The sequence below is a fragment of the Syntrophomonas palmitatica JCM 14374 genome (genome assembly GCF_001311885.1).
GTDB lineage: Bacteria > Bacillota > Syntrophomonadia > Syntrophomonadales > Syntrophomonadaceae > Syntrophomonas_A > Syntrophomonas_A palmitatica.
Window position 1 is genome coordinate 118,557 of record NZ_BBCE01000004.1, and the last position, 15,911, is coordinate 134,467.

A 15,911-nucleotide genomic window follows, 5' to 3' on the forward strand; every position below is an offset into this window, starting at 1 on the left:
TTTTTGGAGGTGATTAAAATAATTGGAACTGCATATAAAGGGTAAAGCTAAATTAAAGGGAGAGGTTGAAATAAGCACCTCCAAAAATTCAATACTGCCTATTTTGGTGGCGTCTCTTTTAAGTGATGAAGAAACCATAATTAATAAAGTACCGATCATAAAGGATGTAATAATAATAAATGAAGTACTGAAGCAATTAGGTTTAAAAGTTGAATTTATAAATAAACAGGTAATAATCTCAGGCAGTCCGCAAAATAATAATCCTTCATATGAATTGGTTCGTCAGATGAGGGCGTCATTCTTGGTTATGGGCCCGCTTTTAGCCCGCCGGGGCAAGGTAAGAATATCGCTTCCCGGTGGCTGCGCCATAGGAACCCGTCCTATAGATTTGCATTTAAAAGGGCTGCAGGCACTGGGTGCGAAGATATTTTTATCCAGCGGCGATGTTGTAGCCAGTGCCAGAAAATTAACCGGCAATCATGTGTATTTGGATTTCCCCAGTGTAGGCGCCACAGAAAATATAATGATGGCAGCAGCTGTGGCTGAAGGCACAAGTTATATCGAAAATGCGGCGTTAGAGCCGGAAATAACAGATTTAGCAAATTTTATTAATAGTATGGGCGGTAAAATTGCGGGAGCCGGAACTAACGTAATACGTATACGTGGAGTTAAAAAACTGTTAGGGACAAGTTATACTCCCATTCCTGACAGAATCGAGGCTGGTACGTATATGGTAGCAGCAGCAGCTACTGGAGGGGAGATTACCATTAATAATGTTATTCCTGAGCAGGTTAAAGCAATTACGGCTAAACTTCAGGAAAGCGGAACCCAAATCCATGAAAATGATAATAATATTAAAATTATTGGTCAGGATACTATAAAACCTTTATATGTAAAGACACTGCCTTATCCAGGTTTCCCAACAGATATGCAGGCGCAATTCATGTCCTATTTGTCTTGTGCGGAAGGCAGCAGTGTTATAACCGAATCTGTTTTCGAAAATCGTTTTATGCATGTTCAGGAATTATTGCGGATGGGAGCTAAAATTAAAGCCGAAGGCAGAACGGCTGTAATCAAAGGCTGCAGTGAATTAACCGGGGCCAGGGTTAAAGCTACCGATTTAAGGGCTGGAGCGGCATTATTAATAGCCGGGATGATGGCTAGAGGAACTACGGTTATAACTGAGAGTGAGCATATTGACAGAGGTTATGAAAACATTGTACAAAAACTAACCGGATTGGGAGCCAAAATACAAAAATATAACTAATGGCTAAACAGGGATCGGAGTCATATAACTCCGATCTTTTAATATTCATTTAATATGAACAAAATTAAATTTATCTCAGCGATTTTGATTTTACTCATCGTTGCAGCCGTAATTATTAAAACCAGTAAAGAACCAGTTAATGAAGAAATTTATTTAGAGCCGTCAGTAAGTGTATATCTTAGTCAAAAAGACACCAAAGATAATCTAAAAATTGAACAATATATAACTGGGACCGTAGCTGCGGAAATGCCAGCGTCTTTTGCAACAGAGGCATTAAAGGCTCAGGCCGTATGTGCACGTACATACGCCTTCAAAAAACTCCTTGATCACACCAAATATCCCTTGGGAGCAGATTTTTCAGATGATATCTCCTGCTGCCAGGCATTCATAACTCAAGATGAGTTTGAAGAACGGCACCCGCTGTCTCCCGCTTTATATAAGAAGATTGAAAAAGCCGTAAATGATACGCGCGGTCAGATAATGTTATATAATGGGCAGCCTTTGGATGCCCTCTATTCATCATGCTGCGGCGGGCAAACGGACAGTTCTTTATATGCCTGGGGAAAAGACGTGCCTTATTTGCGAACGGTGAAGTGTCCCTACTGTAAATCGGCCAAACCCTATAAAAGCATGCAGTACATACCAAGTGAGCAAATCTGCCGGCAGTTAAATGTGGCAAAACCGCTCAGCATTAAAATTATCAAACGGAGTATAAGCGGCAGAACCACAGCGTTGGAGGTAAATGGAAAAGTGATGAGCGCAGCCGCTTTTCGCAGTGCTTTTAATCTTCCTTCCACCTGGTGGGAGTTTAAGATTACTCCGCAAAAAGTTATCGTATACAGCCGCGGGTATGGACATGGTCTGGGATTATGTCAGTATGGAGCCAATGGCATGGCTCAATCAGGCTATAATTACCAGCAGATTTTAAAGCACTATTACGGGGATTTCAGTTTATATAAACTGCCATATTGACACACCAGGTTCTTCTGCCTCCTCTCCCTGAATATATTTTTAGGGATAAGAAAGACAGGCAAAGTTATGTTCAGATTTTGCGCTGCCGGTAGGGGAGGTCGGAAATGCAAAACTATATAAGGAAAAGGGCGGTTAAGGTGGCCCAACATATACTTAATACTTCAGATACGGTGCGTCAAACCGCACAAGTATTCGGGATCAGCAAAAGCACGGTTCATAAAGATGTCTCGGAAAGATTGCCTCGCATAAGTGAACCATTAGCTAATCAGGTCCAATTAATTCTCGAAAAAAACAAAGCGGAAAGACATATTCGCGGAGGAGAAGCTACCAGGAGAAAATACACCTGCCAGCAGATGGAATCAGCATCCCGCCAGGAAATATAAAAGGAAATTGCGGCAGGGCATACCCAGTCATGAAAATAAGTTTCCAGGTTTACCGGTAACAAATAGCAATAGCCATAAACAATGATAACAGGTAAAATAAGGTCTAAAGATGAAAATATTTCAGGGAGGCCTGGCTGGAATAATGTGGTTTGAGGAAGATATCGGTATAGACCTGGGTACTGCCAGTGTACTGGTCTTTAGAAAAGGTAAGGGTATAGTACTGCATGAACCTTCTGTGGTAGCAATAGATAAAAATACCGACAAGGTAATTGCCGTAGGTGAAGAAGCACGTCAAATGCTGGGACGAACCCCGGGGCATATTGTGGCTATCCGGCCTTTAAAAGAAGGAGTTATAGCCGATTACGACACCACCGAACGAATGTTAACCTACTTCATCCGTAAGGTTATGGGACGCAGGTTGTTTTTCAAACCCAGGGTAATAGTATGCATCCCAACCGGAGCAACCGATGTGGAGGAAAGAGCTGTCAGACAGGCAACCTTATCCTCAGGAGCCCGTCAGGCATTTATAATTGAGGAACCGATCGCCGCCGCCCTGGGAGCGGGTATCAATATTTCTGAAGCTACCGGCAACATGGTAGTGGATATTGGCGGGGGCACATCAGATATTGCCGTTTTGTCTCTGGGTGGATCGGTTTGCAACCTTTCGCTGCGCATCGGGGGGGACAAGTTCGATGAAGCGATAATTCGTTATGTTCGCCGGGAACACAATTTAATGATCGGAGAACGCTCCGCGGAAGAAATAAAAATGCGCATCGGAACCGCTTACGTAAGCGAACATAATATAAACTATTCTATACAGGTAAGGGGGCGCGATCTTCTTACCGGTCTGCCCAAAACAGTTGTCATGACTGCCGAGGAAAGCTGGGAGGCTTTACAAGAACCAGTTTATATGGTTATAGACGGGGTTAAAAAGGTGTTGGAGGTTACTCCCCCCGAGCTGGCTGCGGATATTGTTAATAATGGTATTGTCATGACCGGCGGCGGCTCGTTGCTGGACGGGCTGGACACCCTCTTATCAAAGGAAACCAACCTGCCCGTGCATGTGGCTGATGATGCCATATGCTGTGTAGCCAGGGGAACCGGCAAAGCCCTCACCCAGATGAATGTGCTGAGCCGCGCAGGCGCCAAAGGCCCCAAACGCGTGCTGTAGTAAATAGACGCTGAAAACGCTGAGTTTTTACATAATGGGATAGAATAATCTATTTTTTGGCCGGGGTATCAGGTGGTTTAATGTTAAAGATTTAATCTTAGGTTTTCGATAAATACTTATAACCCATGATTTTAAACTGAACTTTTATATACTCCGTCTTTATAGGAGGGTTTTTTGTGATTAGAGGTTTATATACCGCGGCTGCCGGGATGATGCTGCAGATGGCGCGCCAGGATACCGTCGCCAATAATTTGGCAAATGTTAATACCAGCGGTTTTAAAAAACAAACGGCTGTCGCCCGGGAATTCCCGGAGATGCTGATGAGTCGTTTGGGTGAAACCCGTACCAATATAAAAGGGGAGATAGAGCCGGTTCCCATAGAAGTCATAGGACCAGTAGGAACAGGGGCTGCAATAGACGCTGTTTATACCGACTATACAATGGGACGGTTAAAGAAAACGGATAATCATTTGGACGTGGCCCTGGGGACTGACGGTTATTTTGTAGTGCAAACCCCGGCAGGTCAGCGTTATACCCGTAATGGCGAATTCAAGCTGGACAGCCAGAACTATCTGCTTACTAATCAGGGATACCGGGTGCTGGATAATAATTACCAGCCTATACAGGTTGAAGGTGAATTCACCATAGACGCTTTAGGCGCTGTAATAGTGGATGGGCAGGAAGCAACCCGTTTGGGAATAGTCAGATTCGCCAACCCTAATCTTTTAAAACGCGAAGGCGAAAATCTCTATAGTGCCGCTGAACAAGCCCAGGCCATTGAAAACCCCCAGGTGATGGAAGGCTACGTAGAGGATTCAAACGTTAACGCCGTACAGGAGATGGTTACGTTAATCAATGTCGTTCGCGCCTATGAATCGCTGCAAAAGATGGTGCAGGCTGAAGATGAATTGACTCAGGTAGCTATAGATCAAGTAGCGGCTGTACAATAGCAAAATGCTAAAACCGCCCAGAGGGGCGTTTTTTTGTGCCTGAAATAAGCAGGAAAATATATAAAAAAGGCCAATAATAATGATTATGAACAACGGGAAGGAACACGGAACGTGAAAGCGAATATTCTTGGATGTATGGTTAATATCAAGTCCATGGACCAAACCGTGCAAATAATTGAAGATTTTATAGACCGCGGCCGACCCAGTCAGGTAATTACTCTAAATGCTGAAATCATCTATCAGGCTCAGCACAATGAAGCCCTGATGAAACTCATAAATAAAGCCGATTTGGTTACTCCTGACGGCATCGGCGTAATTTGGGCCGCTAACCAGCTTGGGTTTAAGGCTTCAGAACGGGTAAGCGGTATAGATCTGTTATACAGGCTTTGCGAAAGGGCAGTTTTTAAGGGTTGGAGGATATATTTGCTGGGGGCGGCGCCGGGATTGGCTGAACAGGCGGGTGAAGAACTAAAAAGGCTTTATCCGGGGTTATGTATTTGCGGTTCTCACCATGGTTATTTCAGTGAAGCTGATGAACCGGCCCTGATTGAGGAAATAAAAAATCTGGCTCCCGCTATTCTATTTGTGGCCCTGGGGGCTCCGCGCCAGGAGTTTTGGATAGATCAAAATAAATCCATATTAGGAGTTCCGGTATCTGTAGGGGTAGGAGGCAGTTTTGACGTTATAGCCGGAATCAAAAAAAGAGCTCCCCGTCTATTTATTACTTTAAATCTGGAATGGTTATATCGCCTGGTTTCTGAACCGTCACGCTTAAAAAGACAAATGGTCCTGCCTCGTTACGTGGGGCTCATATTACGAGAAAAACTGCGCCGAAAGAATACCGCAAGCAGATAAACCAATCCGGGTAACGCAAGTTGGGAGGGTTTAAATTGAAGGATAAGCAGGTTTTTGCCCTGGATATAGGGACACGCAAAATTGTGGGACTGCTTATGGAAAAAACCGCTGCAGGTTACCAAGTCGTTGACGCGGAGATAAGAGAACATAACACCCGGGCTATGCTGGATGGACAAATTCATGATGTGGAAGCGGTAGCGGAAATCATAAAAGAAATAAAGGATACCCTGGAAAATCGCCTGGAGTGCACATTTGAAAATGCGGCCGTGGCTGCGGCCGGTCGGGCTCTAAAAACGGCACGGGGAACAGTGCGTAAAAAGAGGAACCGGTTAATTGAAATGAGCCGTGATGAGGTACGGGCCTTGGAAGTAGAGGCAGTGCAGCAGGCCCAATACCAGTTGACCCAGGATGAAAAGGAGAAGGGAGAAAGCGCCAATTACTTCTGTGTTGGTTATAGTGTTATCCGCTGCCTTTTGGAAGGACAGGAAATAGGCAGCCTGGTAGGGCAGATTGGACAGGAGGCAGCCGTGGAAGTTATTGCTACTTTCCTGCCGCGCGTAGTTGTCGACAGCCTTTTTTCATCATTAAGAAGAGCTGATTTGGGAATACAAAGCCTTACCCTGGAGCCCATAGCAGCACTCTCGGTAGCCATACCTCCGGCTATGCGGCTGTTGAATCTGGCCCTGGTTGACATAGGGGCAGGAACATCTGATATAGCTATAGTTAAAGACGGAAAGATATCTGCCTATGCTATGGTGCCTATCGGCGGCGACGAAATCAGCGAATTCATCGCAGGTGAATACCTGCTGGATTTCAATTCTGCAGAGATAATTAAGCGGCGCCTCTCAGAACTAGAAGAGATAGAATTGGTAGATATACTGGGCAATCGCAGCCGAATGGCGTCTAAGGAAATAATAAACCGAATGCAGGATCTGGTAAATGATCTGGCCCGCAGCATTGCGCAGAACATCCTGGCCCTGAACCAGAAAGCCCCCAGTGCGGTTCTATGTGTCGGCGGAGGAAGCCTTACCCCAGATTTAACCCGCAGCCTGGCATTACATTTAGAACTTCCTGCCAACCGGGTGGGGATTAGAACCCCCGAAAACTTTGACAGTATTATGGTTAACTCCGATTTTCTTAAGGGACCTCAGGGAGTCACGCCCCTGGGTATTGCCTATAATTATTTTACGATTCCTCCGGTGCCTTTTACTAAAATCAAGGTCAATGGGAGAGAGATAAGCCTTTGGAATATCGGCGAAATAAATGTAGGCACAGCTTTGTTGAGCTCCGGCATTGCCCTGAATAATATTTACGGCCGGCCAGGACTGGGCAAAAGCATAGAAATTAACGGCGTGGTTCGTATTATTAAAGGCGAAGTGGGCGCACCTCCTTTGATTAAAGTAAACTCTCAAGACGCTTCTTTAGAAACCCCCGTAAAGGAAAACGATGAAATTGAGTTCGCGCCGGGAATGGATGGCAAAGATGCTTCCATAAAAGCCCGTGATCTCGTTCCGGCGGTACGTGGCCAGGTCCTGGTCAACGGCGATTTAATCGATCTCGAACCGGTTATCCTTATCGACGGCCGCCGCTGTTCGCCTGATGAAGAAATACCCGACCGGGCCAGAGTGGAATTTAAGTCGGTGAATAGCCTGGCCAATATTTTGCTGGCGGCTGGTTTGTCTCCGCATTGGCTGGAAGAAAAGAATCTGCGTTATTACCTTAACGGCCAGGAGATGTTTCTCAGGTGGACTGCGGTCGAAGTCTGGGTAAATGGAGAAAAAGCGCGTATTGAACAAGAAGTTGCGGCGGGGGCGGACATAAAATATTCCACTCGCAAGCTGTGGCCGCTTATTGCCGATGTTGCAGAGGAAATCAAATCCCCGGATATGGTTGTGAAAGTAAATGGAGAAGAAGTAAGACTTATTGGTCAAGGTATATGTTTAACCAGTGAAGGTCAGCCCGTAGCTTTAGATCAGCAGTTGACCGAAGGCATGAAACTTGAGTTGGATACCAACAAGGGCGGCGCGATTCTGAGTGACATTTTTCAAGTCATTAATATAAAACCGGGCCTTAACGGCAGGCTCAGTTTAAAGGTCAACGGACAAGACGCAGGTTATACCACGCCAATTTATAATAATTGTGAAATCGAGTTGATCTGGGAAAACTAGATATTATGCTCTCATTGGCCATGTGATAATAGAAAAATAAATTGGTAAAAATATTAAACAGATTTATGAGAAATCTGTTTATTTTTTTGAGTAAAGCGTTTAGAATAAATATAAAGGTCAAATAAGGTCAAAGAAGGGAAAGAGATGAAAAAGAGTCTGGCTGACCGTATTGAACAATATTTAAAAGTGCTCATCGACAGAAGCGATGAAAAACAAATAGAAATCCAGAGGGCAGAACTGGCGGAAACGTTTAGCTGTGTGCCTTCTCAGGTGACATATGTGTTAAATACCAGATTTACTGAAGACGAAGGCTATGTAACTGAAAGCAGACGGGGCGGCAAAGGTTATGTGCGTATTACCCAGTTCCGTTTTGATTCTGACCTGAACATCCTGCCCAACCGGGTAGAGCTGCTAAAATTTATTGACCACTTACATAGTGACAATATAATCGGCAGCAGTGAACATGAAATGCTAAGACACCTGGTAATATATGCTTTTCGTGACATTACCCTGGAGCAGCGTAACCGCTTGTTTAAATCGCTTAAATATGCCTTGTCCGACTATTTCAAGGTTGACTAATTGACAAGGAGGTTAAAGAAAATGCTTTGTGATGAATGCAAACAAAAACCTGCCAATGTGCATTTTGCCCAAATGGTGAATGGGCAAAAGACCGAGACGCACCTTTGTGAAGAATGTGCTGCCAAAAAAGGAACCTTTATTTTTCAGATAGATAACAGTTTTTCTATCCCCAATCTGCTGGCAAGTTTTTTTGGCAATTATAATATGCAGGGCATGCCGGTTCTGGCACCGGCCAAAAGCTGTGCCAATTGCGGAACCAGTCTGGATAATGTAAAACAAACCGGCAAATTAGGGTGTTCTGAATGTTACAGCGTGTTTGACGATGAATTAGAGCCCACACTCCGGCGAATCCATGGAAATAACCAGCATATTGGCAAGGTTCCGGCGCGCGGAGGAGAAAAGGTTATATTGAAAAAAAGGGTGGAATACCTCAAACAACAATTGCAGCAAGCGATTTTAAATGAAGATTATGAAAAGGCCGCAGAAATACGGGATGTTATTAAAGATATCGAAAAAAAATTAAATTAGGAAGGAGGGACAGCCTTGAATACCGACCAGTTATTGAACAATTATTTTGCCGGATGGATGGAGGCTGGAGCGGGTCCCATGACCGATATAGTAATCAGCAGTCGTATTCGCCTGGCCCGGAACTTAAGCGGTCAGCCCTTTCCCCACCTTATTGATCAGGAACAGGGAAAAAAATGCTTGAACCTCATCAAGGACGCCTGGGATAAAAGCGCTGTTCCCGAAGAATCGAACATGGTTTTGTATACCATGGACCAGTTAAGCCAGCTGGAACGGCAGGTCTTAATGGAAAAACATTTGATAAGTCCGCTGCAGGCTAATTCTAATCATAATTATCGTGGCCTGCTTGTAAATGAAGATGGTTCAGCAGCCATAATGATAAATGAAGAAGACCATCTGCGTATTCAATGTATACTGCCGGGTCTGCAGTTAGCTGAGGCTTACCGCAAAGCACAGGGCATTGATGACAGGCTGGAAAAGCATCTCAACCTGGCTTTTGATGAAAACCGTGGTTATCTGACTTCCTGTCCTACTAATGTGGGTACAGGCATGAGGGCGTCGGTGATGCTTCATTTGCCGGCTATATCTATCAGCGGTATGGCCAGCCGTATCTTTCAGAACATCAGCCAACTGGGTATGACTGTACGAGGGCTTTATGGAGAGGGTACCGAAGTGCTGGGAAACCTTATCCAGCTATCCAATCAGGTTACCCTGGGTCAGAGTGAAGAAGATATCATAAGTAATCTTAGCAGTATCACCGTCCATGTGGTTGAACAGGAAAAAATCATGCGCAGCAAGCTGCAAAGCGAAATGAAATATCAGATAGAGGATCGGGTAGGGCGTGCTCTGGGTCTTCTAACCCATGCCCGGATTATGACTTCTAATGAAGCCATGGCTTTGATTTCCGATTTGCGCCTGGGGGTGGACCTGGGCATAATCCAGGGAATAGAGCCGGTAAGCCTGAATAGTCTGATGGTGGCTATAAGTCCGGCACACTTGCAAAAACGGGCCGGGCAGGAGATGGAAGGCTTTCAGCGCGACATATACAGGTCACAGGTGATACAGGAAATTATAAATAAAAATTAGCCACGGATAGACACAGATTAAAAACAGAGGTTCACAGATAAATTTTTAAATACTGACATCTATTTAGTTAAGATATATCAATAATAATATAGGCGTTTTTAATTTCTCTAAAGACCCGCTTAATGCGAAATAAAGACCTGCTGTAAGTCTGAATATCTCGGTGACTATGTACGTTTATTTATCTGTGTTAATCAGTCTAAATCTGTGTTGAATCGTTCCCCTAGAATGGGGAAATTGAAATATAGGTTAGACAAAGGAGGTTTTATTTATGTTCAGAAGATTTACCCAGCGAGCCAGAAATGCTGTCATACACGCGCAGGAAGAAGCCAGACAGCTCAACCATCCGGCTATTGGTACCGAACATATATTGCTTGGTCTTTTGCGTGAAGGTGAAGGAGTCGGCGCCCGCGCTTTGATAAATTTGGGTATCGATATGGAAAAGGTACGTGAAGAAGTCACCCGCATTATAGGTCAAAATGCGGCTGACGCGGAGAAGGCAGCCGGAGACCTGCCCATAACCCCGCGGGCTAAAAAGGTTTTTAACCTGGCTTTCGACGAAGCCCGCCTGCAGGGTGTTAATTACGTCGGCACAGAACACCTGCTTCTGGCTTTGGTCAGAGAAGAGGAAGGAGTGGCCGGACAGGTATTCTATTCTATGGGAGTTAAACTGGATGATATACGACAGCAGGTGATGCTTTTACTCGGGGGCGAATCAGCCGCCGGTTTTAATAATAATTCCGCTCCGGAAGCATCACCGGGGCAGCCTAATCCCGTTCCGGGACGCAAGAAACCGCGCAGTAAGACCCCTACCCTGGACGCGTTCAGCCGCGATTTGACCCAGGATGCCGCAGATGATAGGCTGGACCCGGTTATCGGGCGCGAGAAGGAAATAGAACGAGTGGTGCAGATATTATCGCGCCGCACCAAGAATAATCCGGTTTTAATCGGGGATCCGGGAGTGGGCAAAACCGCCATTGTTGAAGGACTGGCCCAGCGCATTAATGATGCCAGGGTTCCTGAAATACTGCTGGGCAAGCGCGTAGTGGCTCTGGACTTGTCTTCCATGATTGCCGGCACCAAGTACCGGGGAGAATTTGAAGATCGCCTTACTAAAATAGTAAATGAAATCAAATCGGCCGGCGATGTAATAATCTTTATTGACGAATTGCACACCATTGTGGGGGCGGGTGCGGCTGAAGGCGCTATAGACGCGGCTAATATTCTTAAACCTTCGCTGGCCCGGGGTGAGTTTCAATGCGTTGGGGCAACTACCCTGGATGAATACCGCAAACACATAGAGAAGGATGCCGCCCTGGAAAGACGTTTTCAACCTATTATGGTTGATGAACCCAGTCCGGAGGAGAGTGTTGAAATACTTAAAGGCTTGCGGGATCGTTACGAAGCACATCATGGGGTTAAAATACAGGATGAAGCTATTGAGGCTGCAGTAAAACTCTCCTCACGTTATATTACGGACAGGTATTTGCCCGATAAAGCTATCGATCTCATTGATGAAGCTTCTTCACGGGTGCGTTTGGCCAATTATATCCTTCCCGAAGAATTGAAGGTCAAAGAACAAAGATTATCTGAGATAGGCAAGGAAAAGGAAGAAGCGATCAATGCTCAGGAATACGAGAAAGCTGCCCAATTACGCGATCTAGAACAGAATCTTAAAGAAGAAATCGAGAATGAACGCAAAGAATGGGTCAGCCAGCGCAGCATGCAGGTGGGCTCAGTAGGAGAACCAGAGATAGCCGCCATAGTATCAAGCTGGAGCGGAGTACCGGTCAGCAAATTAGAGGAAGAAGAAAGTCAGCGTCTGGTGCACCTGGAGGAGGTTTTGCATAAGCGGGTAATAGGGCAGGAAGAAGCCATATCGGCTGTTTCCCGGGCTGTGAGGAGAGCCCGGGCGGGATTAAAGAATCCCAAACGACCTATTGGTTCATTTGTTTTCCTGGGTCCTACCGGAGTCGGCAAAACCGAATTGGCCCGGGCTTTGGCCGAGGCTATGTTTGGCAGTGAGGACGCCGTTGTCAGGTTAGACATGTCGGAATACATGGAAAAACATGCGGTTTCACGCATGATAGGTTCACCTCCCGGTTATGTCGGTTATGATGAGGGCGGACAGCTGACCGAAAAAATACGCCGTAAACCTTACTCAGTGGTGCTGTTGGATGAAATAGAAAAGGCTCATCCGGATGTGTTTAACATCCTCTTACAGGTTATGGAGGACGGGCGGTTGACCGATGGACAGGGACGCACCGTTGATTTCCGGAATACAATTATCATCATGACCTCCAATGTCGGCGCCGAATCCATTAAAAACGCCAAAAAGGTCGGTTTTAACCGGGCGGTGGATGAGGCTGAAAACTATGAAAGAATGCGGGAAAGAGTCATGGAACAATTAAAGCTGGCTTTCCGTCCCGAATTTATGAACCGCATTGATGAAGTAATCGTATTCCACAGCTTAAATGAAAATGAGCTTCAGCAAATAGTTGATTTATTGCTGGCTGATTTAATTAAACGGGTGCAGGAAAATGATTTCAACCTGGAATTAACAGAAAAGGCCCGCTCTCTTATTCTCGAACAGGGTTATGATCCGGCTTACGGGGCGCGCCCGCTGAAACGGGCTATACAGAAGCTGGTCGAAGATGCGGTTTCCGAGGAAATCCTGAAAAAGACCGTTCAGCCTGGTGACCGTATCCGGGTTGACGCAGAAGATGGTAAAATTTTCGTGGGAAAGGCTTGAAGTGAAGGTTAAAATTCACGTAATATTTAAGAGAAGACCATATAAAGTATGGTCTTCTCTTTAGAAATATCTGCATGATTTTCATTAATTAATTTATCTGCGTTCATCTGCGTTTAATATATCCGCGTAATCTGCGTCTGTTTTCTTACCAAATCCGTGTTGAACCGGATCTTATGGAGGATCTATGCCAAGACCCGTCAGCAGGTTTGTATGCCAGGAGTGTGGTTATGAAAGCGTCAAGTGGCTGGGCAAATGTCCGGCCTGTATGGCCTGGAATACCATTATTGAAGAAAAACAGGAAAAACGGCCGACACTGTCCGGACGGGAAAGAACTCCGGCCATAAGCCTTAATCTCATAGATGAAAAGGATATTTGCCGGTTTGGCAGCGGCATTGGCGAATTGGACCGTGTATTAGGGGGAGGCATAGTTCCCGGGTCGTTGATTCTCCTGGGAGGAGACCCCGGCATAGGCAAATCGACCCTTCTCCTGCAGGTAGCCGATAGTATGGCCAGCGGCGGAAAGACTGTTCTTTATCTCTCTGGAGAGGAGTCACTGAAGCAGATAAGACTGCGTTCCCTGAGACTGGGTATTGACGGAGAAAGGGTTTTTTATTAAGCGAGCAGGATATCAGTCTGCTGGCTGATTATATAGCGGAAATAAAACCTGACCTGGTGATTATAGATTCGATTCAAACCGTTTATTCCCCGGATATTTCTTCAGTACCCGGCAGTGTGGCCCAATTACGTGAATGCACCGCGCAGATTATGAATCTGGCCAAAAAAGAAGAGATTGCCTTTTTCCTGGTGGGTCACGTAACCAAAGAAGGCACCCTGGCCGGTCCCAAGGTCCTGGAACATATGGTAGATGTAGTTGTTTATTTTGAGGGGGAGAAGAATTATTCCTTCCGGCTTTTGAGAGGAGTCAAGAACCGCTTTGGTTCCACCGATGAAATTGGTTTAATGGAAATGAGCGGGCAGGGGCTGCTGGAAGTGCCGGACCCATCATTCGTATTTATCAATAGGACTGACAACTCCTGCAGCGGCACAGCGGTAGCGGCCAGCTTTGAAGGCAGCAGGCCATTATTGATAGAGATTCAAGCCCTGGTGGCGCCGTCCGGACCAGCTTATGCCCGGCGGATGACCTCCGGCATAGACCAAAACCGCCTGGCTCTGATTCTGGCAGTATTAGAAAAGAGAAAGTCATTTAAGTTTTCAAGTTCTGATGTATACCTGAAGGTCAGCGGCGGGGTATTCTTAAAAGACCCTTCAGCAGATCTCGCCATTGCGGCGGCTATTATCTCCAGTTCGCACGAACAGGCCTTGCCGCCCGATACCGTATTTACCGGGGAGATAAGTTTGTCCGGACAAATCCGTTCGGTTCCTTTTCTGGATCTGCGTTTACGGGAAGTAGAAAGAATGGGATATAAAACGGTTATAATACCGGCAGGAGCTTCACGCAAGCCATTTGCCTCCGGTCTGCAGCTGCTGGAGGCTGCGTCTATAGATGATTTTATCGAATTAATTTAAGGGGTGATCTGGTGGAAGCCATTTATCAGGAAAAATTTAGAAAGTACCTGCAGATGCTGGCTCCGGGGACCTTGTTCCGTATAGGCATTGAAAATATCCTTCAGGCCAATACCGGAGGGCTGATTGTGGTGGGGGATACACCAGAACTCATGAATATTATAAGCGGCGGATTCTATATTAATTCCGATTTTACTCCGGCACGTTTGTATGAATTGGCTAAAATGGACGGGGCTATTATAACCAGCAGTGATACCAGCCGCATAATTGTGGCCAATGCGCAACTGGATCCAGATGCCAGCTTGCCCTCATCTGAAACCGGCATTCGCCACCGCACCGCCGAACGGGTGGCCAAACAAACGGGAAACCTGGTCATAGCTATTTCCCAGCGTCGCAAAGTGGTTACCCTGTACCAGGGGGATATCATTTTCCGTTTACGTGATCTTAATTCCATTCTGGTAAAAGCCAATCAGGCCCTGCAAACCCTGGAAAAATACCGTACCGTAATGCTGCGGGAACTTCAGCGCCTGGGAGGACTGGAATTTGAAGATATGGTAAACGTATCTGAAGTATGTGAGGTATTGCGGCGGCATATTAAAGTTTTGAATATTGCGGGAGAAATCGAAAATTACATCGCCGAACTGGGCAACGAAGGCCGACTGGTAAAAATGCAGCTTGACGAAATGATAGTAAATGTTGAAGAAGACGCTTTGTTAATTATCAGAGATTACTCCAATACGGCGGACAAATCGCCCCAGGAACTGCTTAATACCATGCGGCGCGCCTTTGAAGAAGACATTTCCGATTCGGTGTTTATCGCTCGTATTCTGTCATTGGGTACAGCCAGCAGTCACCTGGACCAGCAGGTATCTCCGCGCGGTTACCGCATGCTGCAGAAACTGCCGCGTATCCCGGTAACTATTATTGACAACCTGGTCGAGAGGTTTGGTTTGCTAATACACATTATGCGGGCCACCATCGAAGAACTGGACGAGGTCGAGGGCATCGGTGAAGTAAGAGCCAGATCGATTAAAAACGGCCTGCGCCGTATGCAGGAACAGCTGATGCTCGAGTATATGGTATAAGTAAAAAATTAGCCACAGATTTATCACAGCTTTATTTTTCTTTCAGGCTTTGTTCAAAATCTTTATGTATATAAAAACCGGTTCAAATGACATTGAACCGGTTTTTCAATCTTACAATCAAACAAAACCTCTTCACCAAACGGGTTTGTTTTAGGTCATATTAAATATGCCGAGAGCCGAGGCCTTTTTGTATTCTTTAATAAATACGTCATACATGCTGATATTCAAGGTATTGCAGAGAGCGGCGGTATAAAAAAGCATTTTCCCAAGTTCGGTAACAATTATGTCTTCACAATTGGGACACAGCTCGCCTTTGATGTGACTGTTAAGAATATCTTTGAGTTCCTGGAAAGAATCTATATCTTCAGGATAAGTAGTCTTTTCGGCGAGAATGGATAAACAACCACAACCGGTGACTGATTTGGTTACAGCGCGGTTAACCCGGCAGCTGGCTTCGGACAGCTTGGAAAGAATATCTAAAATGCTGCGGTGTCTTATCAGCAGGTCCCCTACCACATTCTGAAACTCATCACAAATCAAGTCCTTCATGTAAAGACTTGCCCCCTTCAACCCGCTTATTTCCTAAATTATAGCTTT

General features: G+C 45.6%; 15 protein-coding genes. 14 read left to right on the forward strand and 1 reads right to left on the reverse strand.

The window, feature by feature from the left end; translation table 11 throughout:
- Positions 1-22: 22 nt before the first annotated feature.
- From murA to disA, 14 genes are all read left to right on the forward strand, one after another.
- Entirely contained in the window at positions 23-1,267 is a 1,245-nt protein-coding gene (gene murA, locus JCM14374_RS03665) for a UDP-N-acetylglucosamine 1-carboxyvinyltransferase (RefSeq protein WP_054693601.1), read from the forward strand.
- A gap of 54 nt (positions 1,268-1,321) precedes the next feature.
- Positions 1,322-2,239 (forward strand): stage II sporulation protein D, encoded by a 918-nt coding sequence (spoIID, locus tag JCM14374_RS03670; protein WP_054693603.1) that lies wholly within the window; start codon positions 1,322-1,324, stop codon positions 2,237-2,239.
- A gap of 104 nt (positions 2,240-2,343) precedes the next feature.
- On the forward strand, positions 2,344-2,622 hold the full coding sequence (spoIIID, locus tag JCM14374_RS03675) for a sporulation transcriptional regulator SpoIIID (RefSeq protein WP_054693605.1): 279 nt from the start codon (positions 2,344-2,346) through the stop codon (positions 2,620-2,622).
- 142 nt (positions 2,623-2,764) lie between these two features.
- Positions 2,765-3,793, forward strand: a complete 1,029-nt coding sequence (locus JCM14374_RS03680) for a rod shape-determining protein (RefSeq protein WP_054693700.1) — start codon at positions 2,765-2,767, stop codon at positions 3,791-3,793.
- Between the two features lie 176 nt (positions 3,794-3,969).
- Positions 3,970-4,743, forward strand: a complete 774-nt coding sequence (flgF, locus tag JCM14374_RS03685; RefSeq protein WP_054693610.1) for a flagellar basal-body rod protein FlgF — start codon at positions 3,970-3,972, stop codon at positions 4,741-4,743.
- A gap of 111 nt (positions 4,744-4,854) precedes the next feature.
- Positions 4,855-5,598: a WecB/TagA/CpsF family glycosyltransferase gene (locus JCM14374_RS03690; protein WP_054693614.1), complete on the forward strand. Its 744-nt coding sequence runs from the start codon at positions 4,855-4,857 to the stop codon at positions 5,596-5,598.
- A 35-nt stretch (positions 5,599-5,633) separates the two neighbouring features.
- Positions 5,634-7,766 carry a cell division FtsA domain-containing protein gene (locus JCM14374_RS03695; RefSeq protein ID WP_054693617.1) on the forward strand — a complete coding sequence of 711 codons (2,133 nt, stop codon included), beginning with the start codon at positions 5,634-5,636 and terminating at the stop codon, positions 7,764-7,766.
- Positions 7,767-7,910: 144 nt separating this feature from the next.
- Positions 7,911-8,345, forward strand: coding sequence for a CtsR family transcriptional regulator (locus tag JCM14374_RS03700; RefSeq protein ID WP_054693620.1), 435 nt, complete (start codon positions 7,911-7,913; stop codon positions 8,343-8,345).
- 21 nt (positions 8,346-8,366) lie between these two features.
- Positions 8,367-8,873 (forward strand): UvrB/UvrC motif-containing protein, encoded by a 507-nt coding sequence (locus JCM14374_RS03705; protein WP_054693624.1) that lies wholly within the window; start codon positions 8,367-8,369, stop codon positions 8,871-8,873.
- Positions 8,874-8,888: 15 nt separating this feature from the next.
- The gene (locus JCM14374_RS03710) at positions 8,889-9,956 is read left to right on the forward strand and encodes a protein arginine kinase (protein WP_054693627.1); all 1,068 of its coding nucleotides are present in this window, start codon (positions 8,889-8,891) and stop codon (positions 9,954-9,956) included.
- A 268-nt stretch (positions 9,957-10,224) separates the two neighbouring features.
- The gene (locus tag JCM14374_RS03715; protein ID WP_054693630.1) at positions 10,225-12,705 is read left to right on the forward strand and encodes an ATP-dependent Clp protease ATP-binding subunit; all 2,481 of its coding nucleotides are present in this window, start codon (positions 10,225-10,227) and stop codon (positions 12,703-12,705) included.
- Between the two features lie 184 nt (positions 12,706-12,889).
- A complete protein-coding gene (locus JCM14374_RS14415) occupies positions 12,890-13,321 on the forward strand; it encodes an ATPase domain-containing protein (protein WP_242848806.1) in 432 nt (143 codons plus the stop codon).
- A 56-nt stretch (positions 13,322-13,377) separates the two neighbouring features.
- Entirely contained in the window at positions 13,378-14,232 is an 855-nt protein-coding gene (locus tag JCM14374_RS14420) for a S16 family serine protease (protein ID WP_242848807.1), read from the forward strand.
- 11 nt (positions 14,233-14,243) lie between these two features.
- Positions 14,244-15,314, forward strand: coding sequence for a DNA integrity scanning diadenylate cyclase DisA (gene disA, locus JCM14374_RS03725; RefSeq protein ID WP_083453846.1), 1,071 nt, complete (start codon positions 14,244-14,246; stop codon positions 15,312-15,314).
- Positions 15,315-15,464: 150 nt separating this feature from the next.
- Here the strand turns inward: disA and JCM14374_RS03730 are convergent, their stop codons facing one another.
- Positions 15,465-15,863: a nucleoside triphosphate pyrophosphohydrolase family protein gene (locus JCM14374_RS03730; RefSeq protein ID WP_054693633.1), complete on the reverse strand. Its 399-nt coding sequence runs from the start codon at positions 15,861-15,863 to the stop codon at positions 15,465-15,467.
- Positions 15,864-15,911 lie beyond the last annotated feature (48 nt).

Excerpts from the sequence above, each read along its gene's own strand:
- JCM14374_RS03715 (WP_054693630.1), top strand. The coding sequence starts at position 10,225 with ATGTTCAGAAGATTTACCCAGCGAGCCAGAAATGCTGTCATACACGCG.
- spoIID (WP_054693603.1), top strand. The coding sequence starts at position 1,322 with ATGAACAAAATTAAATTTATCTCAGCGATTTTGATTTTACTCATCGTT.
- JCM14374_RS03730 (WP_054693633.1), bottom strand. The coding sequence starts at position 15,863 with ATGAAGGACTTGATTTGTGATGAGTTTCAGAATGTGGTAGGGGACCTG.
- JCM14374_RS03705 (WP_054693624.1), top strand. The coding sequence starts at position 8,367 with ATGCTTTGTGATGAATGCAAACAAAAACCTGCCAATGTGCATTTTGCC.
- JCM14374_RS03680 (WP_054693700.1), top strand. The coding sequence starts at position 2,765 with ATGTGGTTTGAGGAAGATATCGGTATAGACCTGGGTACTGCCAGTGTA.
- JCM14374_RS14415 (WP_242848806.1), top strand. The coding sequence starts at position 12,890 with ATGCCAAGACCCGTCAGCAGGTTTGTATGCCAGGAGTGTGGTTATGAA.
- JCM14374_RS03700 (WP_054693620.1), top strand. The coding sequence starts at position 7,911 with ATGAAAAAGAGTCTGGCTGACCGTATTGAACAATATTTAAAAGTGCTC.
- spoIIID (WP_054693605.1), top strand. The coding sequence starts at position 2,344 with ATGCAAAACTATATAAGGAAAAGGGCGGTTAAGGTGGCCCAACATATA.